At 64.1% G+C, this 25,528-nt stretch carries 26 protein-coding genes; 10 read left to right on the top strand and 16 right to left on the bottom strand.

Annotated features, from left to right (window positions below):
• Nucleotides 1–6: 6 nt before the first annotated feature.
• The 3 genes from IB267_RS06765 to IB267_RS06755 are packed head-to-tail and all read right to left on the bottom strand — an operon-like array spanning nucleotide 7 to nucleotide 4,769.
• Entirely contained in the window at nucleotides 7–2,835 is a 2,829-nt protein-coding gene (locus tag IB267_RS06765; protein ID WP_192446917.1) for a DUF4159 domain-containing protein, read from the bottom strand.
• A complete protein-coding gene (locus tag IB267_RS06760; protein WP_034788827.1) occupies nucleotides 2,832–3,752 on the bottom strand; it encodes a DUF58 domain-containing protein in 921 nt (306 codons plus the stop codon). Before IB267_RS06760 ends, IB267_RS06765 begins: the two co-directional genes overlap by 4 nt.
• 3 nt (nucleotides 3,753–3,755) lie before the next feature.
• The gene (locus tag IB267_RS06755) at nucleotides 3,756–4,769 is read right to left on the bottom strand and encodes a MoxR family ATPase (protein ID WP_192446916.1); all 1,014 of its coding nucleotides are present in this window, start codon (nucleotides 4,767–4,769) and stop codon (nucleotides 3,756–3,758) included.
• A 273-nt stretch (nucleotides 4,770–5,042) separates the two neighbouring features.
• Here IB267_RS06755 and IB267_RS06750 point away from each other — a divergent pair, with 273 nt between their 5' ends.
• The 3 genes from IB267_RS06750 to IB267_RS06740 are packed head-to-tail and all read left to right on the top strand — an operon-like array spanning nucleotide 5,043 to nucleotide 7,551.
• The gene (locus IB267_RS06750) at nucleotides 5,043–5,666 is read left to right on the top strand and encodes a DUF1285 domain-containing protein (protein ID WP_192446915.1); all 624 of its coding nucleotides are present in this window, start codon (nucleotides 5,043–5,045) and stop codon (nucleotides 5,664–5,666) included.
• A complete protein-coding gene (locus IB267_RS06745) occupies nucleotides 5,663–6,295 on the top strand; it encodes a CoA pyrophosphatase (RefSeq protein ID WP_043618142.1) in 633 nt (210 codons plus the stop codon). The genes IB267_RS06750 and IB267_RS06745 overlap by 4 nt, the downstream gene beginning before the upstream one ends.
• A complete protein-coding gene (locus tag IB267_RS06740) occupies nucleotides 6,292–7,551 on the top strand; it encodes a CCA tRNA nucleotidyltransferase (protein ID WP_192446914.1) in 1,260 nt (419 codons plus the stop codon). Before IB267_RS06745 ends, IB267_RS06740 begins: the two co-directional genes overlap by 4 nt.
• Nucleotides 7,552–7,596: 45 nt before the next feature.
• On the opposite strand, the gene IB267_RS06735 is transcribed toward IB267_RS06740, so the two are convergent.
• On the bottom strand, nucleotides 7,597–7,782 hold the full coding sequence (locus IB267_RS06735) for a DUF1059 domain-containing protein (protein ID WP_034788815.1): 186 nt from the start codon (nucleotides 7,780–7,782) through the stop codon (nucleotides 7,597–7,599).
• Nucleotides 7,783–7,976: 194 nt separating this feature from the next.
• Here IB267_RS06735 and IB267_RS06730 point away from each other — a divergent pair, with 194 nt between their 5' ends.
• Entirely contained in the window at nucleotides 7,977–8,522 is a 546-nt protein-coding gene (locus IB267_RS06730; protein WP_043618138.1) for an adenine phosphoribosyltransferase, read from the top strand.
• Between the two features lie 44 nt (nucleotides 8,523–8,566).
• On the opposite strand, the gene IB267_RS06725 is transcribed toward IB267_RS06730, so the two are convergent.
• The 3 genes from IB267_RS06725 to IB267_RS06715 all read right to left on the bottom strand — a co-directional run bounded on the left by IB267_RS06725 (nucleotide 8,567) and on the right by IB267_RS06715 (nucleotide 9,840).
• Nucleotides 8,567–8,779: a hypothetical protein gene (locus IB267_RS06725; protein ID WP_043618136.1), complete on the bottom strand. Its 213-nt coding sequence runs from the start codon at nucleotides 8,777–8,779 to the stop codon at nucleotides 8,567–8,569.
• Nucleotides 8,780–8,917: 138 nt separating this feature from the next.
• On the bottom strand, nucleotides 8,918–9,388 hold the full coding sequence (locus IB267_RS06720; protein WP_192447207.1) for a MaoC family dehydratase: 471 nt from the start codon (nucleotides 9,386–9,388) through the stop codon (nucleotides 8,918–8,920).
• Nucleotides 9,388–9,840 carry a MaoC family dehydratase gene (locus tag IB267_RS06715; protein ID WP_192446913.1) on the bottom strand — a complete coding sequence of 151 codons (453 nt, stop codon included), beginning with the start codon at nucleotides 9,838–9,840 and terminating at the stop codon, nucleotides 9,388–9,390. Before IB267_RS06715 ends, IB267_RS06720 begins: the two co-directional genes overlap by 1 nt.
• Before the next feature lie 189 nt (nucleotides 9,841–10,029).
• On the opposite strand from IB267_RS06715, the gene IB267_RS06710 reads away from it, so the two are divergent.
• A complete protein-coding gene (locus IB267_RS06710; RefSeq protein ID WP_210335750.1) occupies nucleotides 10,030–11,136 on the top strand; it encodes a hypothetical protein in 1,107 nt (368 codons plus the stop codon).
• Between the two features lie 60 nt (nucleotides 11,137–11,196).
• Here IB267_RS06710 and ychF read toward each other — a convergent pair whose 3' ends face one another.
• Complete coding sequence (gene ychF, locus IB267_RS06705) at nucleotides 11,197–12,300, bottom strand: redox-regulated ATPase YchF (protein ID WP_192446912.1); 1,104 nt, start codon at nucleotides 12,298–12,300, stop codon at nucleotides 11,197–11,199.
• Nucleotides 12,301–12,491: 191 nt separating this feature from the next.
• On the opposite strand from ychF, the gene IB267_RS06700 reads away from it, so the two are divergent.
• Both IB267_RS06700 and clpS read left to right on the top strand, forming a co-directional pair.
• Nucleotides 12,492–13,058, top strand: a complete 567-nt coding sequence (locus IB267_RS06700) for a hypothetical protein (protein WP_192446911.1) — start codon at nucleotides 12,492–12,494, stop codon at nucleotides 13,056–13,058.
• Nucleotides 13,059–13,208: 150 nt separating this feature from the next.
• Nucleotides 13,209–13,520: an ATP-dependent Clp protease adapter ClpS gene (gene clpS, locus IB267_RS06695; RefSeq protein ID WP_192446910.1), complete on the top strand. Its 312-nt coding sequence runs from the start codon at nucleotides 13,209–13,211 to the stop codon at nucleotides 13,518–13,520.
• A 53-nt stretch (nucleotides 13,521–13,573) separates the two neighbouring features.
• On the opposite strand, the gene IB267_RS06690 is transcribed toward clpS, so the two are convergent.
• Both IB267_RS06690 and IB267_RS06685 read right to left on the bottom strand, forming a co-directional pair.
• Nucleotides 13,574–13,876 (bottom strand): hypothetical protein, encoded by a 303-nt coding sequence (locus tag IB267_RS06690; protein WP_192446909.1) that lies wholly within the window; start codon nucleotides 13,874–13,876, stop codon nucleotides 13,574–13,576.
• Complete coding sequence (locus IB267_RS06685) at nucleotides 13,860–14,420, bottom strand: GFA family protein (protein WP_246810558.1); 561 nt, start codon at nucleotides 14,418–14,420, stop codon at nucleotides 13,860–13,862. The genes IB267_RS06690 and IB267_RS06685 overlap by 17 nt, the downstream gene beginning before the upstream one ends.
• Nucleotides 14,421–14,539: 119 nt before the next feature.
• On the opposite strand from IB267_RS06685, the gene IB267_RS06680 reads away from it, so the two are divergent.
• Nucleotides 14,540–15,169 carry a TetR/AcrR family transcriptional regulator gene (locus IB267_RS06680; RefSeq protein ID WP_246810557.1) on the top strand — a complete coding sequence of 210 codons (630 nt, stop codon included), beginning with the start codon at nucleotides 14,540–14,542 and terminating at the stop codon, nucleotides 15,167–15,169.
• A 35-nt stretch (nucleotides 15,170–15,204) separates the two neighbouring features.
• Here IB267_RS06680 and IB267_RS06675 read toward each other — a convergent pair whose 3' ends face one another.
• The 6 genes from IB267_RS06675 to IB267_RS06650 form a co-directional block, all read right to left on the bottom strand.
• The gene (locus IB267_RS06675; protein WP_210335794.1) at nucleotides 15,205–16,113 is read right to left on the bottom strand and encodes a squalene cyclase; all 909 of its coding nucleotides are present in this window, start codon (nucleotides 16,111–16,113) and stop codon (nucleotides 15,205–15,207) included.
• Nucleotides 16,114–16,255: 142 nt separating this feature from the next.
• Nucleotides 16,256–16,975, bottom strand: coding sequence for an aminoacyl-tRNA hydrolase (pth, locus tag IB267_RS06670; protein WP_192446907.1), 720 nt, complete (start codon nucleotides 16,973–16,975; stop codon nucleotides 16,256–16,258).
• 67 nt (nucleotides 16,976–17,042) lie between these two features.
• A complete protein-coding gene (locus IB267_RS06665; protein WP_192446906.1) occupies nucleotides 17,043–17,777 on the bottom strand; it encodes a transporter substrate-binding domain-containing protein in 735 nt (244 codons plus the stop codon).
• A 116-nt stretch (nucleotides 17,778–17,893) separates the two neighbouring features.
• Nucleotides 17,894–20,278: a bifunctional diguanylate cyclase/phosphodiesterase gene (locus IB267_RS06660; RefSeq protein ID WP_192447203.1), complete on the bottom strand. Its 2,385-nt coding sequence runs from the start codon at nucleotides 20,276–20,278 to the stop codon at nucleotides 17,894–17,896.
• Nucleotides 20,279–20,537: 259 nt separating this feature from the next.
• Nucleotides 20,538–21,146 (bottom strand): 50S ribosomal protein L25/general stress protein Ctc, encoded by a 609-nt coding sequence (locus IB267_RS06655; RefSeq protein ID WP_043618116.1) that lies wholly within the window; start codon nucleotides 21,144–21,146, stop codon nucleotides 20,538–20,540.
• A 155-nt stretch (nucleotides 21,147–21,301) separates the two neighbouring features.
• Nucleotides 21,302–22,483, bottom strand: coding sequence for a benzoate/H(+) symporter BenE family transporter (locus IB267_RS06650; RefSeq protein WP_192446905.1), 1,182 nt, complete (start codon nucleotides 22,481–22,483; stop codon nucleotides 21,302–21,304).
• 249 nt (nucleotides 22,484–22,732) lie between these two features.
• On the opposite strand from IB267_RS06650, the gene IB267_RS06645 reads away from it, so the two are divergent.
• Both IB267_RS06645 and adh read left to right on the top strand, forming a co-directional pair.
• Nucleotides 22,733–23,689, top strand: coding sequence for a helix-turn-helix domain-containing protein (locus IB267_RS06645; RefSeq protein ID WP_192446904.1), 957 nt, complete (start codon nucleotides 22,733–22,735; stop codon nucleotides 23,687–23,689).
• Between the two features lie 191 nt (nucleotides 23,690–23,880).
• Nucleotides 23,881–25,389, top strand: a complete 1,509-nt coding sequence (adh, locus tag IB267_RS06640) for an aldehyde dehydrogenase (RefSeq protein ID WP_192446903.1) — start codon at nucleotides 23,881–23,883, stop codon at nucleotides 25,387–25,389.
• Nucleotides 25,390–25,528: the final 139 nt, after the last annotated feature.

Here is a 25,528-nt window from a genome sequence, read left to right as displayed (position 1 = left end):
CGGCCCTCACTGTCCAAGCCTTTGCAGAAGGTCCGGCACGTGAACCTGATCGGCCTTGTAGTTGCCCGTCAGCATATACATCATGATGTTGACGCCGGCGCGGTAGGCATATTCGCGCTGCATTTCGTCCGGCGGCACCGTCGGCAGGAGCGGTGCACCGTTGACATCAACGGCCCAGGCCCCGGCAAAATCGTTGCCGGTGATCATGATCGGCGTCACGCCGTCGCCGCCGCGCACGGGGCGATTGCTGCGGTCTTCGTCACCATTGGGAGCGGCCTCGACCCAGAGCTGGCTTTCCGCATAGCGCCCGGGGAAGCTCGAAAGCAGGTAGAAGGCCTTCGTCAGCACGTGATCGGAGGGCACCGGCTCCAGCGGCGGAATGTCGAGCCCGCTCAGCATCGCCTGCAGGCGCTGCACGTTGGGGCTGTCGCCGGCATCCGACGGTGTCAGCGACGAGAACTGGTCGCGCGTGTCGAAGAGCACGGTGCCGCCGTTGCGCATATAGGCGTCGATCCGGCTCATCACCCGGCTGCTGGGCATCGGGGCGGTGGCCGAAACCGGCCAGTAGATGATCGGATAGAAGGCCAGCTCGTCCTGCTCGAGATCGACGCCGACGGGTGCGCCCGGTTCCAGCGCGGTGCGGTAGGTCAGATAGTTGCTGAGGCCGATGAGGCCCTGTTCGGAGAGGCGGTCGACCTCCTGCTCGCCGGTGATGACATAGGCGAGATGGGTCGTGTCCAGCCGCTGCAGCGTCTGCTCGTCGCTCGGCTGGCTGTCCTGCGCATGGGCGGTCGCCGGGGCGAGAGCGACGGCAAGGCCGAGCGTTGCAAGGCCAAGGGTTGCGACCAGTGCCGCGGCCGCGGCGCCGCGGCCTGCGCGCCGGCGCATCCCGGCGAGACCGCCGGCCATGTAGAGCACGATCAAAGTGTCGAGGACGAAAAGCGCCAGCGCCAGTCCGAAGAGATAGGGTCGGATCGAGAAAGGCCGGGCGCCCTCCAGTCCTTCGGCCCGTGCCCCGACGAGATTGCCGGTAATCGGGGTGAGCTTGCCGCCGTCAGGCAGCAGATTGTTGGCGACGAAACCTTCCTCCGAACCGTAGAGCCCGGGGGGTGTGTCGGCGGAAACGGTGGGCGCGACGCCGGGTGCGATTTCGAGCGGGCGGGCGCTGCCGGTATCGCCGGTCAGTTCGCCGCGGGCGCTCACCAGGCGGTAGGGCGGCAATGTCTGGGCCTTGCTTGGCTGATCGCCGGCAACGCCGCCAGCGCGCGACAGCTGGATCGACCGGCGCAGCATGTCGACGAACGAGCCTGAGATCGGCAGGTTCGACCAGTTCGGATCGGCGCTCACATGGAAGAGCACGATGCGGCCGCGGCCGCGCTCTGCGGTCGTAACCAGCGGCGTGCCGTCGGCGAGGTTGGCCCAGGTCCGCTCCGTCAGATCGGGCGTGGGTTGCGCCAGCACCTGACGCTTCACCAGCACGTCACGCGGGCGCTCCAGTCCGGCAAAGGGGCTTGTGGGCGGGTAGTCGGCAAGCGGCTGCGGCTCCGACCAGGAAAGCGCGCCATCGAGCGTGCGCTCGCCTTGGCGAAGCACGACCGGAACGAGTGGGTCGTCGGCGGGAGCGCCGGCGAGCCTCGGGCCAGCGAAGCGCACCAGCATGCCGCCATTTTCCAGCCAGCGCGTGACCAGCGGGTAGCTTTCATCCGGCAGGCGGCCGACGTCGGCCATGACGAGGATCGACGGATTTTGCGCCAGGAGCTCGGCGATGGCCTTGCCGACCGCCTCCTCGCGGGGTTCGATCAGGTCGGCATGCGGCTCGAGCGCGCGCTTGATGTAATAGAGCGGCGAAAGCAGCGGCTGCGACTGATGGACCTCGCCGCTGAGAAGAGCGACCCGGCGGCGGCGGTTGCCGTCATCCAAGAGGTGGATGGCGCCGGCCGTCGCCTGGCCTTCGATCGTCAGGCGCGTAAAGTCGTTGCGCAGCTCGAAGGGCGCCTTCAACAAGGCATCCGCCGTGGTGGCGCCGGTCGCGAAGCGAAGCTCGCCCTCGGCGATTGCGGTGCCGCGAATGTCACGGGCGAGCACGTAATAGGCGCGTGGTTCGCCGAGCGGCAGGCGCGAGGCGGTAACCCGCATTCCGTCGTTTTCGTTGGTTGCGGCGGTCAGCGCGATGGCGCTTTCCGCATTGCCTTCGACCCGGCGGACATTCGCAGCGCCGAGTTCTGCGATCTGCTGCATCGTCCCGCCATTCGACGCTTCGATGCCGTCGCTGAGGAAGGCGAGGGTTCCGGGCGGAGTCCCGGCAAATGCGGTCTTCATGGCGGCAAGCGCCCGGCCGCGGTCGGCCGGCAGCGGCTGCGGCTGCGCGGCGGCCAGGCGGTCGCGCGCCGTGGCGGCGGAGGCCGGCGTCGCGTCGTGCTGGCGGTCGGTGGTAAAGACGATCGAAACCGGAAGCTCCTTGGCTTCGGCATCGTCGATCAGCGCACTGGCCGCCTCGACCCGCTGGTTCCAGTCGGAGACTGTCGCCCAGCTGTTGTCGACGACGAGCGCGAGCGGACCGGCTGCCGAAAGCGTGTTCTGCCGCGGGTTGATCACGGGATCGGCAATCGCAAGGATCAGGGCTGCGGCCATCAGCATGCGTAACAGCGTCAGCCACCACGGGCTTTGCGCCGGGGTCTCCTCGCGCTTCATCACCGAGGCAAGGATGCGCAGCGGCGGGAAGACTTCGGCCGACGGCCTTGGCGGCGTCATGCGCAGCAGCCACCAGATGACCGGCAGGGCAACCAGGGCGGCAAGGATGGCCGGATTGGTGAAGAGGAAGGCGAGGCCGCTCATAGCTGGCCTCCGTGGGTCGCGCGTCCCGGCATGCCGGAGAGATAGGTGTGCACGGCGACGAGCGCCTCGGAGGCGGGCCGGTCGGTCTTGTGCGGGGTGAAGGTCCAGCCGAGATGGCGGAGCGTCACGCCGAGCGTGTCGCGGCGACCGATATAGGCGCGCTGATAGTCTTCACGCAGCACTTCGGCGCGGCCGGCGGTCAGCTTCTCGCCGGTCTCAGGATCGGTGAATTCGGTCCGGCCGGAATAGGGGAACACTTCTTCGGCCGGGTCCGCAATCTCGACCACATGGCCGCGCAGGCCGCGCCTGGCCAGCGGGCCGAGGCGGTCCATGATCTTTTCGGCAGGATCGAGGAAGTCGCCGATCAGCACGAGGTCGCTGGCGCTGCGGATCATTCCGGTTTCGGGCAGGCCTTCGGCAAGCGGGCTGAGCATGATGGCAGTCGCCAGCCGTTCGGCGGCGTTGCGCGCGGAAACAGGCTCCATGATGCCTGGGCAGCCGATGCGCTCGCCCGAGCGCGCGAGGATTTCGGCGAGCGCCAGCATCAACACCAGCGCACGGCTCTCCTTGGACACGGTGCCGAGCTTCGACTTGTACATCATCGACGGCGAGAGATCGGCCCACAGCCAGATGGTGTGGGCGGCTTCCCATTCGCGGTCGCGCACATAGGTATGGTCGTCACGGGCAGAACGCCGCCAGTCGATGCGCGACATGCTTTCGCCGTCGGAATAGGGCCGAAACTGCCAGAAATTCTCGCCGATGCCGCGCTTGCGCCGACCGTGCCAGCCGGAGATCACGGTGTTAGCGATCCGTCGCGCCTCGACCAGGCAATCGGGAACGAGCATGGCGCGCTGCTGCGCGCGTGAAAGCACTTCACTGGCGGGAGTACGCGAGACTATGTGCCCGACGGTGGCCATGCGTCAGCCTCTGGCCTGCTTCACCAGATCGGCGACGACGTCGCGCACGGTCATGCCTTCGGCGCGGGCGGCGAAGGTCAGCGCCATGCGGTGCTGCAAGACGGGCTCGGCAAGCGCCAGGATATCGTCGATCGACGGTGCCAGGCGGCCGTCATAGAGCGCGCGGGCGCGGGCGCAGAGCATCAGCGCCTGTCCGGCGCGCGGGCCTGGGCCCCAGGCGACGTTCTTGTCGGTCGCGGCGTTGCCGTTGCCCGGACGGGCGGAGCGCACCAGCGACAGGATCGCGTCGACCACCTTCTCGCCGACCGGCATCTGGCGGATGAGGCTCTGGATCTGCAGCAGCCGGGCGGCATCGATGACCGGGTGGGCCGTCGCTTCGCCGACACCTGTCGTTTCGAGCAGGATCTGCCGCTCGGCGGCAAGGTCCGGATAGCCGACGTCCACCTGCATCAGGAAGCGGTCGAGCTGCGCCTCGGGCAGGGGATAGGTGCCTTCCTGCTCAAGCGGGTTCTGCGTTGCAAGCACATGGAAGGGTTGCGGCAGGTCCTTGCGGGCGCCGGCAACCGTGATGTGATACTCCTGCATGGCCTGCAGCAGCGCCGACTGGGTCCGTGGCGAGGCGCGGTTGATTTCGTCGGCCATCAGCAATTGCGTGAAGATCGGGCCGGGAATGAAGCGGAACGAGCGATGGCCGGCCGCATCCTGGTCCATCACTTCGGAGCCGAGGATATCCGAGGGCATCAGGTCGGGCGTGAACTGCACGCGGCTGGAATCGAGCCCGAGCACGGTGCCGAGCGTGGCGACGAGCTTCGTCTTGGCAAGGCCCGGAACGCCGACGAGCAGGGCATGGCCGCCGGAAAGGACCGCGAGCAGGGTCTGTTCGACGACGCTTTCCTGGCCGAAGATGACTTTGCCGACTTCCGCGCGCACCCGGGCGATTTCGCCAAGCGCACTCTCGGCCGCAGCGACAATCGCCTTCTCGTCGATCGCGTCAGCCGCGCCCTTCATCACACTCATGGTCATACTCCCCGGTCGCCCGTTGTTAAACCGAATCGCCCCTACAGCGCCGCGCGTCCTTATAGAGCGCGCCAGGCTCGCTGTAATATTGAGCCGCCGCAAGACGCCTGTCCTTAGATCGATCCCGATTTAAGGAATCATGCGGTAGCCGGGATTTCAGTCGCCAAAATCCAATTTAGACCCTGTCGGACGGCTGACAAGTCGGCGCCGACGCACTATCTCGTGAGATATCAAAGGTCTCGATGCAAAATCGAGGTCAAACGGGACGGAACAATGGCAGAAGCCGAAATTCAGCAAACCGGCGATGCGGCCGGACTGGCGGCCCTGATTGCGCGTGCTGCCGGACAGACCGGCGAAAAAGCGCGCGGCCTGCCACCGGTTGACCGCTGGAATCCGCCGTTTTGCGGCGACATCGACATGGAGATCCGCGCCGACGGCACCTGGTTCTATCTGGGCACGCCGATCGGCCGGCAGCCCTTGGTCAGGCTGTTTTCCACCGTTTTGCGCAAGGACGAGGACGGGCGCACCTATCTCGTCACGCCTGTGGAAAAGGTCGGCATCCGCATCGTCGATGCGCCTTTCGTTGCTGTGGAGATGAGCGTGACCGAGGGAGAAAAGGGCCAGGTCCTGACCTTCCGCACAAATGTCGGTGACGTGGTCGAAGCCGGGGCGGAGCATCCGCTGCGCTTCGTCATCCATGGCGAGAACCGCGAGCTGAAGCCTTACCTCCATGTGCGCGGGCGGCTGGAGGCCCTGGTGTCGCGGCCGGTCATGTACGACATCGTCGAGCTCGGTGAAACTGTCGCGATCGGCGGCACCGAGATGTTCTGCGTGCGCTCGGGCGGCGCGGTCTTCCCGATCATGCCGGCGGCCGAGCTGGAAGCGCTCTCCCGATGAATGCGCATCCCTTCTCAGCCGACGAGTTTCGTCGTCGGGCGCTGACCCAGATGGGCGGGCCGATCGAGACCTCCTGGCGCGAGCACGGCGACTTCCTACTCAATCCGGGCATGGTGCCCTATCTGGAGACGCTGAAGCTCAAGGACGCCGCAGTCCTGGTGCCGGTTGTCGACGACGGCGACGATGCTACGGTTATCCTCACCCAACGCACCACCAGCCTGCGCAAGCATTCCGGCCAGGTCGCCTTTCCGGGCGGTGCCGTGGACCCCGAAGACCGGTCGATCGAAGTCGCAGCGCTGCGCGAGGCGCAGGAAGAGATCGGCCTTGATCCGCGCTTCGTCGAAACCATCGGCCGGCTGCCGCACTACATGGCCATGTCCGGTTTCCGCATCACCCCGGTGCTGGCGGTGGTCAAGCCCGGCTTCGAACTCGTGCCCAACCCGGAAGAGGTCGAAAGCGTTTTCGAGGTGCCGCTGTCGTTCCTGATGGACCCCGGCAACCACGACCGCGGCAGCGGCCACTGGCAGGGCGAGGAACGGCATTTCTACCGGATGCCCTATGGCGGCCGCAACATCTGGGGTATCACCGCCGGAATTCTGCGCATGCTCTATGAAAGGCTTTATGCATGACCTCGGTTGCTGGCGAAGGCTGGTTCTCGACGCCCTCCCTGCGTCGCGTTTTCGATGTGCTCAATGTCGATGGCGGCGAAGTCCGGGTCGTCGGCGGCGCGGTGCGCAACAGCCTGATGGGCTTGCCGGCCGGGGATATCGACATGGCAACCACCTGGCACCCCGACGAAGTTGCCGAGCGGGCGAAGGCGGCCGGCATCAAGGTGGTGCCGACCGGCATCGACCATGGTACGGTGACGCTCGTCATCGACGGCATGCCCTATGAGGTGACGACGCTGCGCCGTGACGTTGCGACCGACGGCCGTCGCGCCGAAGTCGCCTTCGGCACCGACTGGAAGGCGGATGCCGAGCGGCGGGACTTCACCATCAATGCGCTCTACGCCAACGACCGCGGCGAGGTCTTCGACGACGTCGGCGGTCTCGCCGATATCGAAACGCGCACGCTGCGCTTTATCGGCGATGCCAGCGAACGGGTCGCCGAAGACTATCTGCGCATCCTGCGCTTCTTCCGCTTCTTCGCCCATTACGGCCGCGGTCGGCCGGATGCCGACGGCTTGCGCGCCTGTGCCCGCGCGCGCGCGAAGCTTGCAACGCTTTCGGCCGAGCGGGTCTGGGCGGAAACGAAGAAGCTGCTTTCGGCCGATGATCCCGGCCGCGCGCTGCTCTGGATGCGCCAGGCCGGCGTGCTCACCGAAATCCTGCCGGAAACCGAGAAATGGGGCATCGACGCGATCCCCGAACTCGTTGCCGCCGAGCGGGCCTTCGGTTGGAAGCCGGATCCGCTTCTGCGCCTTTCCGCGATCGTGCCGCCGGACGAGGAACGCCTCAAGGCGCTGGCGGAGCGTTTGCGTGTCTCGAAGGCGGAAGCCGCTTTTTTCAGCCGCTGGGCGAAGGCGCCTGCGGTCCCGGCGACGACCGTCGACACGGCCTTCGATAGGCTGCTCTATCGTCATGGGGTGGAAGGCATTGTCGTGCGGCTGCGGCTGGCGCTCTCAACAGCGCGGCGCAAGTCGGAGGGCGACCCGGCGTTCTTGTCCGAGACTGCTTCGCTGCGCCGTCTTCTAGCGCGGGCCGAGGCCTTCAAGCGGCCAAGCTTTCCGTTGAACGGCGGTGATGTGCTGAAGGCCGGTGTGCCGGCCGGCCCACGGGTGGGCGAGATCCTCGGCGAGCTCGAAAATCTCTGGATCGAGCGTAACTTCAATCTCGACCGGGCAAACCTCGTCGCCCGGCTCGAAGCCATGGTGCAGCCGTCCTGATCAGGCCGCCTTGGCCGGACGGCTTAAGCCGCCTTGGCCGGACGGCTAGGCCGCCTTGGACTCGTCGGTGATACGGGCCTTGATGTTGTCGATCATGTTTTCGCGGATCACGGTTTCGCCGTGTGTTTCGCGCATGTGATCGACGACGCGGCGCACGATTTCGGCATCGTTGTCGGCGCGGGTGTGCCATTCGCAACCCGGGACGAGGGAACCGCATTCAAACAGGCGCATGGTTGCTTCCTTCCCTGTGTAAGTTTGATGCGAGAGCGCGGCGCGCCGGTCGGGCGACCGCACGGTCAGAGTAGCATCAACCCCCGGCACGGCCAATTGTTCCCGCCGAACGCGCGACAAGAAACCGTTATAGACAAGCAGGCCGTTGGTGTTATGGGTTTGCGGTAACAAGAGACGCAAAGGCCCTTTTGCCCATGACCTCCACCGTTCAATCGGAACTGATTGCCGCTATCCGGAACATTCCTGACTATCCGAAGCCGGGCGTGATGTTTCGCGATATCACCACCTTGCTCGGCAATCCGCGCGCCTTCCGTCGCGCGATCGACGAACTGGTGCATCCCTATGCCGGCACCAAGATCGACAAGATCGCCGGTATCGAGGCGCGTGGTTTCATCCTCGGTGGAGCGATCGCGCATCAGCTTTCCTCTGGCTTCGTGCCGATCCGCAAGAAAGGCAAGCTGCCGCACGACACCGTGCGCATCGCCTACAGCCTGGAATACGGCGTCGACGAGATGGAAATGCACAAGGATGCGATCCGGCCGGGCGAAAAGGTGATCCTGGTCGACGACCTGATCGCGACCGGCGGCACGGCGGAAGCGGCCACCAAGCTTCTGAAGCAGATGGGCGCCGAGATCGTCGCCGCCTGTTTCGTCATCGACCTGCCTGAACTCGGCGGGCGCAAGAAGCTTGAAGCGCTCGGCGTCAATGTCCGCACGCTTATCGAGTTCGAGGGCCACTGATCGGTCCGCGAGATGGGCGCGGAGAACCGCGCCCTTCCTTTGGCCTACATGCGGTTGATCGTTCGCAGCATCAATTGCACTTCGCGCTGGGCCGCCGGCGACAACGTCTCCACTTCGGTGAGCCAGAATTTTTCGGCTTCCGGCGGCTCGTCTTCCCAGCTTCGGACCGATGTCTCGTTATCATCGATGACGACGCGTCGGTGACCGCCAAGACGCAGATATTCGTCCGCCAGTTCGCGGGCGTGGGTTCTTTCCATAGCCGCTCCTCCGCTAGCAATGGTCGCTGCCCTGAAGCCGCTCCGGCGCGGCTGAGGGCGCGCAACCTGTAGCTCGGGAGTTTACACCCGGCGGAAGGCGATTTTAAGAAATGATGGTGCCTGGCCGGTTTGGTCCGGTCAGACGAACTCGATGACCTTGCTCTCGAAACGGATCACCGCCTCGCCGTGCTGGTTTTCGCCTTCGCACAGGATCGTATTGATCCGCCAGCTGGGTTTGGAGGCAAGCGAACGGCTTTCGAGGAAGGTGACGAAGTAGGTGACCGTATCGTCGGCATAGACCGGCTTCAGCCATTTCAGGTCACGAAATCCGGGCGAGGGGCCGAGGTTCGGCGCCTTCAGGCCTTCGGCCGCAAGCCGCCGCTGCTCGTTTCGCCAGAACTTGACGAAGCATTGCATCCACCCCGCGCAGGTATGCCAGCCCGAGGCACAGAGGCCGCCAAATAGCGAATGCCGCGCCGCTTCCGCATCGAGATGGAAGGGCTGGGGATCGAAGTCGGTGGCAAAGCGGATGATGTCCTCGGCCGTAAAGGTCAGACTGCCGATCACGGTCCGGCTCTTGGCCGCGTAGAATTCTTCCATCGTCATCATCAGGCTTTGCCCTTGTCGCGGCAGCGAAAGAGAACCGAGCATTCGGAAACCGCCACGGGCTCGCCGGCCTGGTTGTTGATTTCGTTGCGGAACTTGACGATGCCGAGATCCGGTTTAGACTTCGAACGGCGCGCTTCGATCACCAGGCTGAAGCCAGAGAGCACGTCGCCGGCAATGACCGGCTTCCTCCAGTCCATGAAGTCGATGCCGGGCGAGCCCTGGGACGTGGAATTGCTCATGAAGGCGTCGAGCATCATGCGCATGCCGATGGCGCTGGTGTGCCAGCCGGAGGCGGCGAGACCGCCCAGGATGCTGCGTTTTCCCGCCTCTTCATCAAGGTGCATCGGCTGCTGGTCGAATTCGCTGGCAAACGCGATCATCTCCGGCGGCTTCATCTCGACCGGCTTGTAGTCGAACCGCCGGCCTTCGGAAAAATCCTCGAAGTAGAGCATGCTTGCCTTGTCCCGTCTGATTTGTTGCCGCATTACCTACTGCATAATTTCCGCAAGCGGAATCGATTTGCGCGGACATAGGCAACATCGCGGGTCCTCCTGCGACGTTTCCCGGTTGCTCTTGACTCTTGTCCATGCAACCAGCTGACAATCCGTCCCATCCGCTCGTGTCTTGACTGAGGAAAGCGCGTGACCGAACTGAACAGAGCGCTCGCGGGCGCAGCCGAAAAAGGCATCATCTCCGCGCACCAGGTGCGCGATCTCGAAGTGTATCTCGCCGATCGCGGCTTCCGTTTCGGTCCGGCGGCATCGGATGCCGCGGCCGACAGGGCCGACGCCGCGCTCGATGCTCGGGCGGCGGAAGACAGCGAACAACCCCGCTTCATCAGAGGCTTCCACGATATCCTGATCACGATCGGCGTCGTGGTGGTCCTCATCGGCTTGTGGGGTCTGACCGGCCCACTCGCAACGCTGCCCGTCATTCTCGTGCTTGCGGAAATTCTCGTGAGGCGCCAGCGTCTGGCGCTGCCCTCGGTGGTGCTGACGCTCGCGCTCGTCCACTGGGTCGCAATGACCTCGATGTGGTTCGTGGACGATCACGGGGATGCCTGGCACCCCCTGACCTTCGGCCTGGCCTATGTTGCTGCCTTCCCGATCCCGCTGGCGCTGTTCTACTGGCGCTACCGCGTTCCCCTGGCGCTGGCCGGCCTTGTGCTGTCGATCGCGATGCTCTGCGTGGTGGCGGTGCTCATCGCCTTCCAGAAGGTCTTCGGTATCGACGTTGCCAACCCCGACCACGTCCTGCTCTTTCCGCTGACCCTGTTCGTGGGGGCGATGGCCGTGTTCGCGATCGCCATGCGCTACGACGTTTCGGACCCTCAGCGGCTCACCACCCGTTCGGACATCGCCTTCTGGCTGCACCTGGCAGCCGCGCCGGCTCTGCTCTATTCGCTGATGGGCCTGGTGTTTCTGGCGAATGGCGGCGCAACATGGTGGGACGGACAGGCAAGCTTCAATCAGGCCGCTTCCGCAATCGTGATCGTCGCCGTGTTCATGCTGGTCGGGCTCGTCATCGACCGGCGCGCTTTCGTCACATCGGGACTGTTGTCGCTTGGCGGTGCGATCTGGACTGTGTTGGGCAAGACCAATGCGTCGCTCGACAGCTACGTCTTCATCGCCCTTGCGGTCGTCGGGGTGACCGTCTTGTTCATCGGCATTTTCTGGCAGCGGCTGCGCCGCATGGTCATCGACCTCTTGCCGGAAACGATAACGGCGCGGTTGCATGCCGCGCCGTAGTATCAAGTTCTGATGCGCTCCGATCCCGCGCCTTTGAGTGCGGGATCGGACCGGCAGGTCTTACGTGTTGAAGCGGAAGTGGATGACGTCGCCGTCCTGGACGACGTATTCCTTGCCTTCGTCGCGGGCCTTGCCGGCTTCCTTGGCGCCCACTTCGCCACCGAGCGCGATGTAGTCTTCATAGGCGATCGTGTTGGCGCGAATGAAGCCACGCTCGAAGTCGGTGTGGATGACGCCGGCGGCCTGCGGCGCCTTGGTGCCGCGCTGGATCGTCCAGGCGCGGGTTTCCTTCGGGCCGACAGTGAAATAGGTGATGAGGTCGAGCAGCTTGTAGCCGGCGCGGATCAGGCGGTCGAGACCGGCTTCTTCGAGACCGAGTGCGCTCAGGAACTCCTTGGATTCTTCTTCCGGCAGCTGTGCCACTTCGGATTCGATCGCCGCCGAGATGACAACGCTCTCGGCGCCTTGCGCCTTTGCCATTTCGGCAACCGCACGGGTGTGTTCGTTGCCGTCGACCGCATCGCTTTCCGCGACGTTGCAGACATAGAGAACCGGGTGTGCGGTCAAAAGGTTCAGGCCCTGCAGGATGCGCAGTTCTTCGGCGTCGAGCTTGGCGAGCATCGTGCGAACCGGCTTGCCATCCTGCAGAAGCTTCAGCGAGGCTTCCATGATCGGCAGCTGGGCGACGGAGTCCTTGTCCTTGCCGCCGGCGCGCTTGCGGGTCTGCTCGGTGCGGCGCTCGAGGCTGTCGAGGTCGGCGAGCATCAGCTCGGTCTCGATCGTCTCGGCATCGGCCACCGGGTTGATGCGGCCTTCGACGTGCGTGATGTCGTCATCCTCGAAGCAGCGCAGCACGTGAACGACGGCATCCACTTCGCGGATGTTGGCGAGGAACTGGTTGCCGAGGCCTTCACCCTTCGACGCGCCGCGTACCAGGCCGGCGATGTCGACGAAGGAGATGCGCGTCGGGATGATTTCCTTCGACTTGGCGATGTCGGCAAGCTTGCGCATGCGCGGGTCCGGCACCGCCACTTCGCCGGTGTTCGGCTCGATGGTGCAGAAGGGATAGTTGGCCGCTTGCGCCGCTGCCGTCTTGGTGAGTGCGTTGAAGAGCGTGGACTTGCCGACGTTCGGCAGTCCGACAATACCGCATTTGAAGCCCATGGGGTCTCGTCCGTATCTTAAAATTCCGTTGGCGTGGCTATGCGGGAAGGGCGCTCCCCGGTCAAGGGCGCAGGCCCTGTTCACGGTAAATAAGGGGCCACGCCCGTTGAACGGGTGCTCTTCGGCCCGCATATGCACTCAGATTTCCGTCGACCTGCTCGGCGGCCAGGACATTTTTGAGGATTTCCGCATTGATCGACCAGAAGTTCATGTTTCCGCGCGTGCCGGTTGCCGTCGTCGATATCGGCGATACGCTTGAGGCGCTGTTGATCCGCGCGACGCTCGAAAGCATGGGCGCCGTTGTCACCCTGCATCTGCCGGGAACGCCCGGGGATTTCCTGACCTTGCTTGCCGGCGGCGAGCTGGTGCACCAGCACCTGATCATTTCCGGACACGGCGACGAGAACGGTTTCGTCTTTGGCGACTATATCGAGGAGATCGACACATCGATGCTGATCGAAGGCAGCCTGCCGCCCGCCGTTGTCGCCGAACACGCCAGGCTTGACGGCAAGATCGTGCTCAGCACCTGCTGCGAGACCGGCGGCAAGAGCTACGGCGATGCCTTTGTCGAAAAGGGAGGGGCTGCCCTCTACGTTGCGCCTGACGGCTCGCCCGAAGGAGCGGACGCACCGCTTTTCGTGCATTGCTTCTTCCATGCGCTTCTGGCGCGCAAGCAAGAGGCAAGGGCGGCGCTGGAAAAAGCCCGCTCCTATGACGAAGCGGCATCGATGTTCGTCGGCTATTGGGGAAAGCGTTGATTTCCGCCTGCGTCCGTGCGCCTGCTTTTGCTTGATCGGCACCTGCGGCCGTAGGATAGTGCGCCGACGGGGCCGGTGCGCCGAGACGGCCTTGTCCGCAAGGCGGGCCGCGGCAGCGCCGGCCAATCTGTCATCAACGGGGTGGTTCCGATGAGTGACAACGAGGTTGCCAGAAAAGTCAAAGTGAAGGTGAAGTCGAAGCTCGAGCGGCCGAAGCTTTACAAGGTCATGCTGCTCAATGACGATTACACGCCGCGCGAGTTCGTCGTCGGCGTGCTCAAGGCCGTGTTCCATATGAGCGAGGAGGCGGGCTACCGGGTGATGATGACCGCCCACAAGATGGGGAGCTGTGTGGTGGTCGTCTGCGCCCGCGACATCGCCGAAACCAAGGCCAAGGAAGCAACCGATCTCGCCAAGGAAGCGGGCTTCCCGCTGCTTTTCACCACCGAGCCAGAGGAATAACAAGCCTCATGAATAGCGTGGCGGCCGGAGAGATGCCCGGCGGCCGGCCCGTTTCACGCCTTCCGGTGCAGGCGAAGCGGCTTGCTCGCTTCGCGCTCGATCGTGCCCTTGGCTTCGAGATCGAGCTGAACCGCCTTCAGCCACCAGCCCGCCTTCGCGCCCTCGGGAAAAAGGTCCTGTGGCAGCAACGGCAGCAGCCGCTCCTTCGCTTCCGCCACGCTCAGGCCAGGTGCTGACGGCGGCAGCACCACGAGCAGGGCTTCACGCATCGCCTCGTATTTCACCCGATCGACGCGATGTTTGTGGCCGGGCGAGACGATGTTTTCGATCTCGATCTTCTCAGCCTGGGATGCCATTGGCCTCGCCCTTCACATAGTCGATCTTCGGCGCCTTGAATCCCATCGCCGCCCAGGCGGTCAAAAGCCGCCACATGAAGCGGCCCGAATGGGTCTTGTAGCTCGGCAGCGTGTCGGCAAACTCGACGCCGGCCCTGCGATCCCTCGTCATCGTGCGCATTTCCAGCGGCGGCTGTTCGTCCGGGGCAAAACGCTGATTGTAGACGCTCAGCCAGTGGCCACCCTTGAATTCCAGGAACATGGCGGCGTTGCAGCAGCTGGCGATGACCCGGCGCGTCGGCGCTTCCGGCGTCAGCCGGTGTTCGCGCAGGAGATCGCTGCCTCTCACGCAGCGGATCCGGTCCTTGCGGTAGAGCGCAAAGCGCGTCGAGCCGTCGGCCTCCATGACAGGCGACGCCTCCGGCAAGGCCTCGAAGCGCTCGCCGGCGGTGCGGCAACTGGTGCAATAGCAGGCGGCGCCGACGATCGGCTCGCCGACGGCTTCAAAGGCAACCAGCCCGCAGCGGCAGGCGGCAATGCGATGTCTTCGCTGTGGTTTGGCCATGGCCATCTCCTGATCTGGCTTCACTAACTAGACTGGACCGTCCAGTTTGATTTGTCAATCCGACCGGCCTATTCTACAAGCCGAGTGATTTGGCGAGACACGGCAGGGGGAGGGCAGGCTTGAGCAACGGCGCCAAGACGCGCATGGAGCGCACCCGCAAACTGATCGTGGCCGCAGCCAGCGATCTCTTCCTCAAGCACGGCTTTCTCGGCACCAACATGGACGAGATCGCCGCGACGGCGGAGGTGTCAAAGCAGACGGTCTATTCCCACTTCCACAACAAGGAGGCGCTGTTTCTCGAAGTCGTGCGCAGCATGACGGGGGGAGCCGGCGACGAGTTCCAGGAGCAGGTGGCCGACCCCGATGGCGATGAACCGATCGAGGACTTCCTGCTCGACTATGCCACGCAGTTGCTGACGATCGTGATGACGCCGCGACTGATGCAGGTTCGCCGCCTTGTGATCGCCGAAGTGGAGCGCTTTCCGCAGCTTGGCGAGGCGCTGCACGAGCGCGGGCCCATGCGCTCGATCCGGCGGCTGGCGGTCGCGTTCAGGCGCTATGGCGAGAAGGGCGACATCCGGGCGAGGGACGCAGAGGTCGCCGGCGGCTTCTTCAACTGGCTGGTCATGGGCGGGCCGGTCAATGACGCCATGCTGCTCGGCGACGGCGCCATTCCGACGCCGGAAGTGCTGCGAGCCCATGCGGCCGAGGCAGTGCGGATCTTTCTGGCGGCCCATAGGCCGGGGTGATGGATGGCTGCGGGTTGCGCTCAGGCGCGCAGCCTTCATCGCACGTGGGCGTCCCACCACTTGAGCACGCGCATAGCCTTCAGCGTCACCCACCGCGAAGGGGCATCGACCCCGTCGTCGATGTCGAACCACACCCGTCCGGCGGGGCGCCAGTCGAGTGGCCATGCGCCGCTTTCGAGCTGCCTTGAACGCAGATGGTCGATCGCTTCGCTGAGTCGTGGATCGGGTGCCGCATCGCAAAAGAGCGCCGCGGCACGAAAGTAATCGAGCGCCCGCAGGATGTCGTAGCGCCAGCGGCTCGGGTGGCAAAGGCACAGGAAGCGTTTGTCGGCGGCTTCGCCCGTGCTCAGGCGGCGAAACAGATGGCGCTTGAGCAGATAGTCCTCGCCGGCCCGGCGCGCGGCCTTGGACTGTGGCGTGCCACCGGTCGCCCGTTCGAACCCAAGCAAACCTTCGAGCACGTTGACGGTGGTGGCAAAGGAGGACCGGAGCGAACCGTTTGCCCGTTCGCAGTTCCAGCCGCCATCGGCCTGGACCTCGCCGACGAGCCTCTCGACGATCGGCGAAACATCGACGCCGAAATAGGCGCCGTCGGCAACGGTGCGGCCGTTGATGCACTCCTCGACTTCGCCTTGCCAATAGGGCTGGCCGCCTTCGTCCCAGCGGGAATTCGCGCCGATCAGGTCGACGGTTCGTTGGGCCCGTTCAGACGAAGGGTCAAGACCGAATTCCCGGAGCTGCGACAGCGAAAAGCAGGTTGCCGTCCAGGGTTGGCCCTGCGCGGTCCACTCGTGCTCGTCGAAACCGGCGGGAATGAAGGCGCCTCCCGCCCATTGTCCATCATCGTCCTGCTGCGAGAGAAGCCTGGCGCCCCAGCCTTCGGTCTCCACCTTGGCCCTTTCGGCTTTCCACAGAGACTCTGGAGCGTCCAGCAGGTCGCGCATTACCTGCCAGCGGATTGCGGGATCCGATGCGAGAAGCCAGTCAATCACCGCGTCGGCCACGGGCGTGCTCCAGACTTATGCGATCGAGTCGATCTGACCCGTTCCGACTGCACAAGCTAGGGCGCTTTCCGATTAGGGGAAGCTAGTCGTTCTTCGAGCCGAACATCTTCTTCAGCATGTCGGCCATCGGGCCGGTCGCCGGCAGCTTCTTCGGCTGGGCGGAATTGCGCGCCTGGTGGATATGCGATTGCGCGCCCTGCTTCTTCGGGCCTTGAGGCTTTTCCGCCTCCGGCTTGCTGCCGGTGGCAAGCGCGATCTTGTTCAGGAGCTGGCTGTCTTCGCCACGCACCAGCATATCGGCATTGTCGGCGATGGCGTCGAGCAGGGGCACCAACCAGGCCTGGTCTGCCTTGGCGAAATCGCCAAGCACATGAGCGTGCACCAGATCCTTGACGCCGGGATGGCCGATGCCGAGGCGCATGCGCCGGTAGTCCTTGCCGCAATGGGCATCGATCGACTTGATGCCGTTATGCCCGCCATGGCCGCCGCCGACCTTGATGCGCGCCTTGGCGGACGGCAGGTCGAGCTCGTCATAGATGACGGTGATGTCCTTCGGCTGCAGCTTGTAGAAACGCATGGCCTCGCCGACCGCTTCGCCGGACAGGTTCATGTAGGTCTGCGGTTTCATCAACAGAACGCGCTCGCCGCCGATATCGCCTTCGGCGATCTCGGCCTTGAACTTCTTCGACCAGGAAGAAAAGCTGTGCCGGCGGTGAATGACGTCAACCGCCATGAAGCCGATATTGTGCCGGTTGGCGGCGTATTTCGAACCTGGATTGCCAAGCCCTACGATGATCAACATGGTGCTGCGCATTCATGATTTCGGGGTGATGCCATCCAAAAACACCGCACCCCCCGGAAGTCAACGCCTATTTCTCCGCCTGCAGGCTGGCATTGGGCTTGAGCCCGTATTGCTTGAAGATCACATCCTGGGTGCCGTTGCCGATCAGCCGGTCGAGTTCGTATTGCATGGCGGCGACGATATCGCGGGGAAAGTCGCGGTGGCAGGCGATGCCGTAGAGCTTGCCTTCCAGCACCAGCGCCGCCTCCACCGGTTTGCCTTCGGTGCGCATGCTTTCGAAGGTCTTCTCGGACGTCATCAACAGATCGACCCGGCCGGCGAGCAGCTTTTTCAGGCTGGAATCGAGATTGGCGGCATAATCGATCTTGTGGAAGCGGTGCTCCTTGAGATAGGACGCCGAAAAATCCTCGCGCTGTGTGCCGACGGTATATTGCTGCGCGTCCTCCAGCGATTGGGGCGCAATGGCGGATCCGGCCTGCCGGACCATGACCATGTGGTCGATCAGCAGCGGCTCGACCCACTGGAAGTTTCCGTCGCGCTCGGCGTCGTGGCCGGTGGTGAAAACACAATAGGCGGGATCGGTCTCGGCCAGCATGAAAGCCCGCGCCCAGGGTAGAACCTCGATCGTATAGGGCTGCTTCAGGCGCTCCATGATGAGCTTGATCTGGTCGACGGCTGCACCGCTCGGGCCGGCCTCGGTCGAAAAGTTGTAAGGCGGATATTCCTCCGTGACAAACTTGATCGTCTGGGCCTCGGCCGTCGTTACAAGGCCAAGGAAAAATGCTGCGATCAGCGCCTTCACATCTTTTCCTCCTCTTCTGCGTCCGCCTTGCGACGGATCCTTCTTTCTATCCCCGGCTCGTGCTCGACCTTGGGTCCCCGAAGCCTCCCGCGCCCCAGGGAACCAGGTGGGTGAACTCATGCCCGCATGCTGGGTGCGGAAGCCGCCTTTGCCTCGGAATCGCTTTCGAGCATGGTCAGCATCCGGTCGACCGGCATCGGCCGGCTGAAGAGATAGCCCTGGCCGCAATCGACGCCGAGCTTGCGCAAGAGTTGCCACTGCTCCTTGGTCTCGATGCCTTCGGCAACGACGGTGCAGCCCATCTGGTGCGAGATCGTGCGGATGCCCTTGATCAGCATGCGGCTCTTGCGACGGAGGTCGGCGGTGCCGGAGCTCAGCGACCGGGTGAAGGACTGGTCGACCTTGACGATATCGACCGGGAAACGGTTCAGGTAGCTCAGCGACGAGTAGCCGGTGCCGAAATCGTCGAGAGCGATGCGGCAGCCGAATTCGTTGAGCTGCTTCAGCACCGAGTGGACCTCGGGATTGTCGAGCATCAGCACCGCTTCGGTGATCTCGACGACGATCCGGCTCGGCGAGATATGGTGCTTCAGGAGCAGGGCCGCGAGCTTGTGCGGCAGCGTCAGCTCGAACTGCAGCGGCGAGAAGTTGACGGCGAGATAGGTGTTCTGGGTGCCGTCGAGCTCGGAGATCGCCGCCAGATGGCGGATCGCCTTTTCGAGGATCTGATCGCCGATGCGGGCAATCATGCCGGTTTCTTCGGCGATGCCGATGATCTTGCCGGGCGGCATCAGGCCCTTTTCCGGGTGGTTGAGGCGCATCAGCGCCTCGAAGCCGGCGATCTGGCCGTCGGCGAGGCTGACGATCGGCTGCAGCCACGCTTCGAAGTGGTCGTCCTTCAGGCCGGCTTCGATGCACTGCTCGATCTCATGGCGCTCGCGCGAGGCGTCGAGCATGCCGGCGTCGAACACCTGCAGGCCGTTCTTGCCGTCGTGCTTGCGCGCATACATCGCCATGTCCGCCTTCAGCAGCAGGTCGGAGGCGCTTTCCGCATGGGTCGGGTAGACGGCGATGCCGACGCTGGCGCTGACGAAAAGCTCGTTGCCGGCGATCGCCATGGGTTCGTGCAAGGCGGTTACGATGCGCTCGGCGATTTCGGCCGCCAGAGTAGCGGCGTTCGGATCGGAAAGCAGGATGGCGAATTCGTCGCCGCCGAGCCGGGCCATGATGTCGCCATTCGGCAGGGCGGCCTGAATGAGCTCGACCGTCTGGCGCAGCACTTCGTCGCCGGCGGCGTGGCCGAAATTGTCGTTGATCCACTTGAAGCGGTCGAGGTCGATGAACAGGCAGCCGAGCTGCATGGCGCATTGGTCGGCCTGGATGATCGCCTCGTCGAGCGCGGCCTCGAAGCCCTGGCGGTTCAACAGGCCGGTCAGGTGATCGGTGATCGCCTGGGTGTGGTTGCGGCTTTCCGCCTGCTTCAGCGCGGTCACGTCGGTCATGACTGACAGCGACAGGCTGCTTTCGCCGGTGGCCTTCGTCTCCTGGATCAGCACGGTCATCGCCTCGCCGTCCGCCTTGCGGAAGGGGACGGTGACTTCGCGGATCGCGTGATCGGCAACGGCGATCGTCTTGGCATGGCTGCGATAGGTCTCGTGCCAGTGCGGATCGACGAAATCGACGAAGTCGCGCCCGACGACGTCGTCGCGGCTGTACCCGGTCGCCAGCAGCCAGTAGTCGCTGACGGCGAGCAGGCGCCCGTCGACATCCAGCGAAAACAGCATCGCCGGCGTCAGGTTGTAGATGTCGGTGACGCGCTCGTGGGCGTTCTTCAGCTCGGTCTCTTCACGCTCGAGGCGGTCCTGCATCTCGTTGAAGTTGGCGGCAAGCGCGCCCATTTCGTCGTCGGAGGTCCAGTCGACGCGGTGGCGCGACCCGAGCCTGCGGGTGGCTTCAATCGCGGCGGTCAGGCGCATCAACGGGCGCATCACCGTGAAGCGATTGCCGACGAGCGCTGCGGCGAAAACGATCGCGACCGCAAAGAGCAGGATGGCGAGGATCGCCAGCTCGTCCTTGCTGAATTGCGACAGCAGACCCGGCGTCGGGACCCTGACCTCAATGCGTCCGACCTCCTTCATGCCATCCACCGACTGGTAGGAAATGGGCAGGATGAGGACCCGGTCCTTGGTACTCGGCTGCACGCCGCCCATCGGCAGCTGCGCGAGGATGGAGCCGGACTGGTCGCGAATGGTGACGGAGAGGATGTCGGTGCCGTTTATCAGCGAGCGGGCGATGTGTTTGATGCCGTCGCTGTCAAAGTCCCAGATCGGCTTGCCGAGCGCCTCGGCGCTCGCGGCCATCAACAGTTCGATGTTGTGCAGGCGCTCGCGTGCGATGCGATCGCTCGAGATGCTGAGAAAGAGTGCAAGCAGCGGGGCAATGAAGACGAGCATCGCGCCGCAGACAATCGCAATAAACCGGTTCTCCACGGAGTGCATCATCGCATGCACGCCCCAGAAGCAGCTGCCACCCATCTCATATCAGAATTCTCTTCAGACAAGCCCATTTTCCCCGTCAGAAGAACATCATCAAAACCTTAAATGTTGCTGAAATCGCTTCATGATAATTCGTGGGGCACGGCATAGATGCATCCGGGCACCGGAGGGCTATCGCCAATGCAAAAAGCCCGCCCCAAACGAATGGGACGGGCTCTCAATGAAGTGCGGCGGGACCGGCTTTCGCCGGTCACCCAGAGGCCAATCAGGCTTCTGCTTCGCCTTCAGCTTCTTCCTTCACGCCACCGGCCGGAGCAACGATCGTTGCAACGGTGAAGTCGCGGTCGGTGATAACCGGGGTCGCGCCCTTCGGCAGCTTGATGTTGGAGATGTGGATGGCGTCGCCGACCTTGAGACCGGAGAGGTCAACGGTCAGGAATTCCGGAATGTCATTGGCCGAAACGTTGAGTTCGACGTCGTGACGAACGATGTTGAGAACGCCGCCAGCCTTGAGGCCCGGGGACTTCTCTTCGTTTTCGAAGTGAACCGGAACTGCAACGGTAACCTGGCTGTCCTTGGAGACGCGCAGGAAGTCGACATGCATCGTGAAGTCACGAACCGGATCCAGCTGGTAGTCCTTCGGCAGGACGCGGATCTTTTCGCCGTTGACGTCGATCGTTGCAACGGTGGTCATGAAACCGCCGGCGTGGATCTTCATCGTCACTTCCTTGGTGGAGAGCGCGATGGAAAGGGGGGCCTGCTTGTCACCGTAGATGACAGCCGGGATAAGACCGTTGCGACGAAGTTCACGGGAGGACCCCTTACCAACCCGTTCGCGCGTCTCGGCCTTGAGCTCGTAGGATGCGTGGCTCATGAATAGACCTTTCTAATGTCTAATGCTGGAGAGTTCGACCGGCATGCGGAAGAACTGAAGCCCCAAGGACTTCATCCGCGTTGCCTCCAAGGGTGTCTACGCGGACGGGCGCTCCTTAGACGAGATCCCCTGCAAATGCAAGCTTTGCCGCGGCTTCAGCTCTTTTTACCAGTGAAACGTGCGAGTGCCAGCATCAGCCCGCCGGCAATCAGACCCCAGAAGGCGCCGGAAACACCGCCGAAGCTAACGCCGGAGGCCGTCACCAGGAAGGTGATCGCCGCGGCCTCGCGGGTTTTCGCGTCCGTAAAGGCGGCCATGGCGGAGCCGGCGAATGCACCGACGAGGGCAAGGCCCGCCACCGCCTCGATCAGGACCGACGGTGCAAGGCTGACGAAAGTGGTGACGACCCCGGCCAGCAGGCCGAAGAGAATGTAGAAGGCGCCGGCATTGATCGCCGACCAGTAGCGCCGGTTGCGATCAGGATGGGAATCGCCGCCGGCGCACATGGCGGCGGTGATTGCAGCCAGATTGACCGCATGGCCGCCGAAGGGGGCGCTTAACATCGAAAAGACGCCAGTCGTCGCAAACAGCGGCCCGGGTTCCGGATGATAATCGTTGACCTTCAAAACGGCGATGCCGGGAATGTTCTGCGAGGCCATGGTGACGATGAAGAGCGGCAGGGCGATGCTGATCATGGCCGCGACATTGAACTGCGGCACCACGAATTCCAAGGTCGGTACCAGCGCCGAAGACAGGGCAGAGAAGGCGCCGGCCGGAATTTCGACGCCGAAGGTGATGACGAGCACGAAGGCTATCAGCGCCGCCGGCACCGCATATAGCTTGTTGATGCTGCCGACGAGGGCCCAGGCGAGCAGGATCGGCAGGCCGAAAAGCGGATTGAAGGCGATCGCTTTGACCGGCGCAAAGCAGAGGCTGAGCAGCACACCGGCCAGCATCGCATTGGCAAGCGGCGCCGGGATGGAGGAGACCAACCGGCCGAGCGGCTTCCAAAGGCCGGCGATCACGACGAGCAGGCCGCAGACGAGAAAGGCGCCAACCGCCGCGTTGAAGCCGCCATTGACGACGCCGGCGCTTGCAAGCAGCGCAGCACCGGGTGTCGACCAGGCGATGCTGACCGGCAGCCGCGTCACGGCACTGATGACAATGGCGCAGAGGCCCATGGAAATCGACAGCGCCATCAGCCCGGAGGCGGCCTGAGCTTCGCTGGCGCCGACGCCGGTCAGGCCATGCAGCACGACCGCAAAGGAACTGGCGAAGCCGACGAAGGCGATCAGCAGGCCCATGAACAGGCTCTGGAGCGAAAAGTCACGAAGCATGGCGGCAACCGGCTGTTGTGAGGTTGAGTCGCGGCAATTTGATCCTTTCGCGTAGCACATTCGGGCGCTCTGTCGATATCGGCGTCGTGATCGACCGATCAAACTCGTTGACGGGTGCCGGCTCTCGAACCTTCGTCTGGCTGGACCTTCGCGGAAAACGACGGCTATAGTGGCCCCCGTGGATGCGGCCCGCTTGGGAGATCGGCCGTCTCGACATTCCGCCGGACGACGCTTTCAGGGAGGAAGCCGATGGCTGCCGTCAGGGAACATTCGGACTATGTCTACAAGGTTGCGCACCAGCCGTCAGCCGCAGCAAGCTCGCCGATCGCGGCTTCATGGCGCCGGTGCATGACGCTGCATGGGCTGGCACCCGAGGAGGGGCGCCAGCCGCTCCGACTGTCCGGCGCGGAGTTCGAGCTTGCACGGCAGAGGTCGGCCGAGTTGATCCTGGAGGCGGGCGGTGAACTCGACCGGCTGTTTGCGACCGTCGGCCGGGCCGGCTGCTGCCTGCTTCTGACCGACGACAAGGGGGTGGCCCTGGAACGCCGCGGGGCCGTCGGCGACGATGCCGATTTCCGCGATCTCGGGCTCTGGTCGGGAACGGTCTGGAGCGAGGCGAGCGTCGGCACCAACGGTATCGGCACGGCGATCGCCGACGAGCGTGCCGTCGTCATCCAGCGCGACCAGCATTTTCTCAGCAGCAATATTGCCCTCAGCTGCACCACGGCGCCGATCCGCGACCATCTCGGCCGGTTGGCTGCGGCCATCGATATCTCCACCTGCCGCGCGGACGCCTCCGAAATGACCATGTCGCTGTTGTCGCAGGCGGTGCGCGATGCGGCCGCTCGCATCGAGGCCGGGCTTTTCCGCCGCGCCTTTGCGAGCGCCCGCATCGTGCTGGTGCCGGTCGATCGCGCCGGCCCCGCGCTGCTCGCCGTCGACCGCGACGACCTGGTGCTCGGCGCAACCCGCGCGGCCCGGCAATGGCTCGACCTCGACGACAAACGCATCGCTGCCGGCGTTCCGGCCTCCGATCTGCTGCGGGAAGATACGTCGGGTGATGCCGGCGAGCTTCCGGATGCAGAGCGCGCGGCGCTCCGTCGCGTGCTCTCGCGCGCCAACGGCAATGTCTCCATGGCAGCCGATCTGCTCGGCATCAGCCGCGCCACGCTTTATCGAAAGATGAAGCGGCTCCATGTCAACTGATCAGTCGCTGCGAGGGGCGAACGCTGGGCTCTGCTTCTTGCTTGTTGCGTTGCAGCATGGTCCCCCGCGCCAAGCTGTCTCAATTCTGAAACAGTTCTCCGTGCCGCCGCTCGCGCGGCTCTATCGAAGATCGGCATTCAACTTCACCTTCCTCTCACAGCTCCATTGCTGGGTCTCAGGGAGGAATGACCATGTTGCATCAGAAGATCGTCGAAAGCCCGTTCAAGCAGAAATACGGCAACTTCATCGGTGGCCAGTGGCGCGAGCCGGTGGCCGGGCGCTACTTCGACAATACGACGCCGGTGACCGGCGGTGTGCTTTGCCAGGTGGCGCGCTCGGATGCCGCCGATATCGAGCTGGCGCTCGATGCCGCCCATGCGGTGCGCGAGAAATGGGGGCGCACGTCGGCCGCCGAGCGCTCCAGTATCCTGATGAAGATTGCCGGGCGCATGGAGGACAATCTCGAACTGCTTGCACGGGCCGAAACCTTCGACAACGGCAAGCCGATCCGCGAGACGATGGCCGCCGACATTCCGCTCGCCATCGACCATTTCCGCTACTTCGCGTCCTGCATTCGCGCCCAGGAAGGTTCGATCGGTGAGATCGACCACGACACCGTCGCCTATCACTTCCACGAGCCGCTCGGTGTCGTCGGCCAGATCATTCCGTGGAACTTCCCGATCCTGATGGCGGCCTGGAAGCTGGCGCCGGCGCTTGCTGCCGGCAACTGCGTCGTGCTGAAGCCGGCGGAGCAGACGCCGGCCTCGATCCTCGTCTGGGCTGACCTGATCGGCGATCTCTTGCCGGCGGGCGTACTCAACATTGTCAACGGCTTCGGCCTTGAAGCCGGCAAGCCGCTCGCCACCAGCCCGCGCATCGCCAAGATTGCCTTTACCGGCGAGACGACGACCGGTCGTCTGATCATGCAATATGCGAGCCAGAACCTCATTCCGGTGACGCTGGAACTCGGCGGCAAGTCGCCGAACATCTTCTTTGCCGACGTGCTCGCCGAAGACGACGACTATTTCGACAAGGCGCTCGAAGGTTTTGCCATGTTCGCGCTGAACCAGGGCGAGGTCTGCACCTGCCCAAGCCGGGCGCTCGTTCAGGAGAGCATCTATGACCGCTTCATGGAGCGGGCGGTGAAACGCGTCGAGGCGATCCGCCAGGGCAATCCGCTCGACAGCGCCACAATGATCGGCGCGCAGGCGTCGAGCGAACAACTCGAAAAGATCCTCTCCTATATCGACATCGGCAAGCAGGAGGGCGCCGAAGTGCTGACCGGTGGTGGCCGCAACGTGCTTGAGGGCGAGCTGTCGGAAGGCTTCTACGTCAAGCCGACGGTGTTTCGCGGACACAACAAGATGCGCGTGTTCCAGGAGGAAATCTTCGGGCCCGTCGTCTCCGTCACCACCTTCAAGACCGAGGCAGAAGCGCTGGATATCGCCAACGACACGCTCTACGGCCTCGGCGCCGGTGTCTGGAGCCGCGACGCCAACCGATGCTACCGCTTCGGCCGCGAGATCCAGGCCGGTCGCGTCTGGACCAATTGCTACCATGCCTATCCGGCCCATGCGGCCTTCGGCGGCTACAAGCAGTCAGGCATCGGCCGCGAGACGCACAAGATGATGCTCGACCACTACCAGCAGACCAAGAACATGCTGGTGAGCTACAGCCCCAAGGCGCTCGGCTTCTTCTGATCGGATCCGCCTTCCCCGCCGCCTGGGGAAGGCAACAGGAGCCGGAGGGACGGTATTCTCCACCTTTCCCTCCGGCTTGATCGACGGCTGAGGCGTGCTCTCCACCCGCGCCTCAGCCGGCCCGTATAGACCGCGATCG

This window comes from Ensifer sp. ENS09 (genome assembly GCF_014852425.1).
In the GTDB taxonomy this organism is placed as follows: Bacteria; Pseudomonadota; Alphaproteobacteria; order Rhizobiales; family Rhizobiaceae; genus Ensifer.
This window is presented reverse-complemented; position numbering and strand designations above follow the sequence as displayed.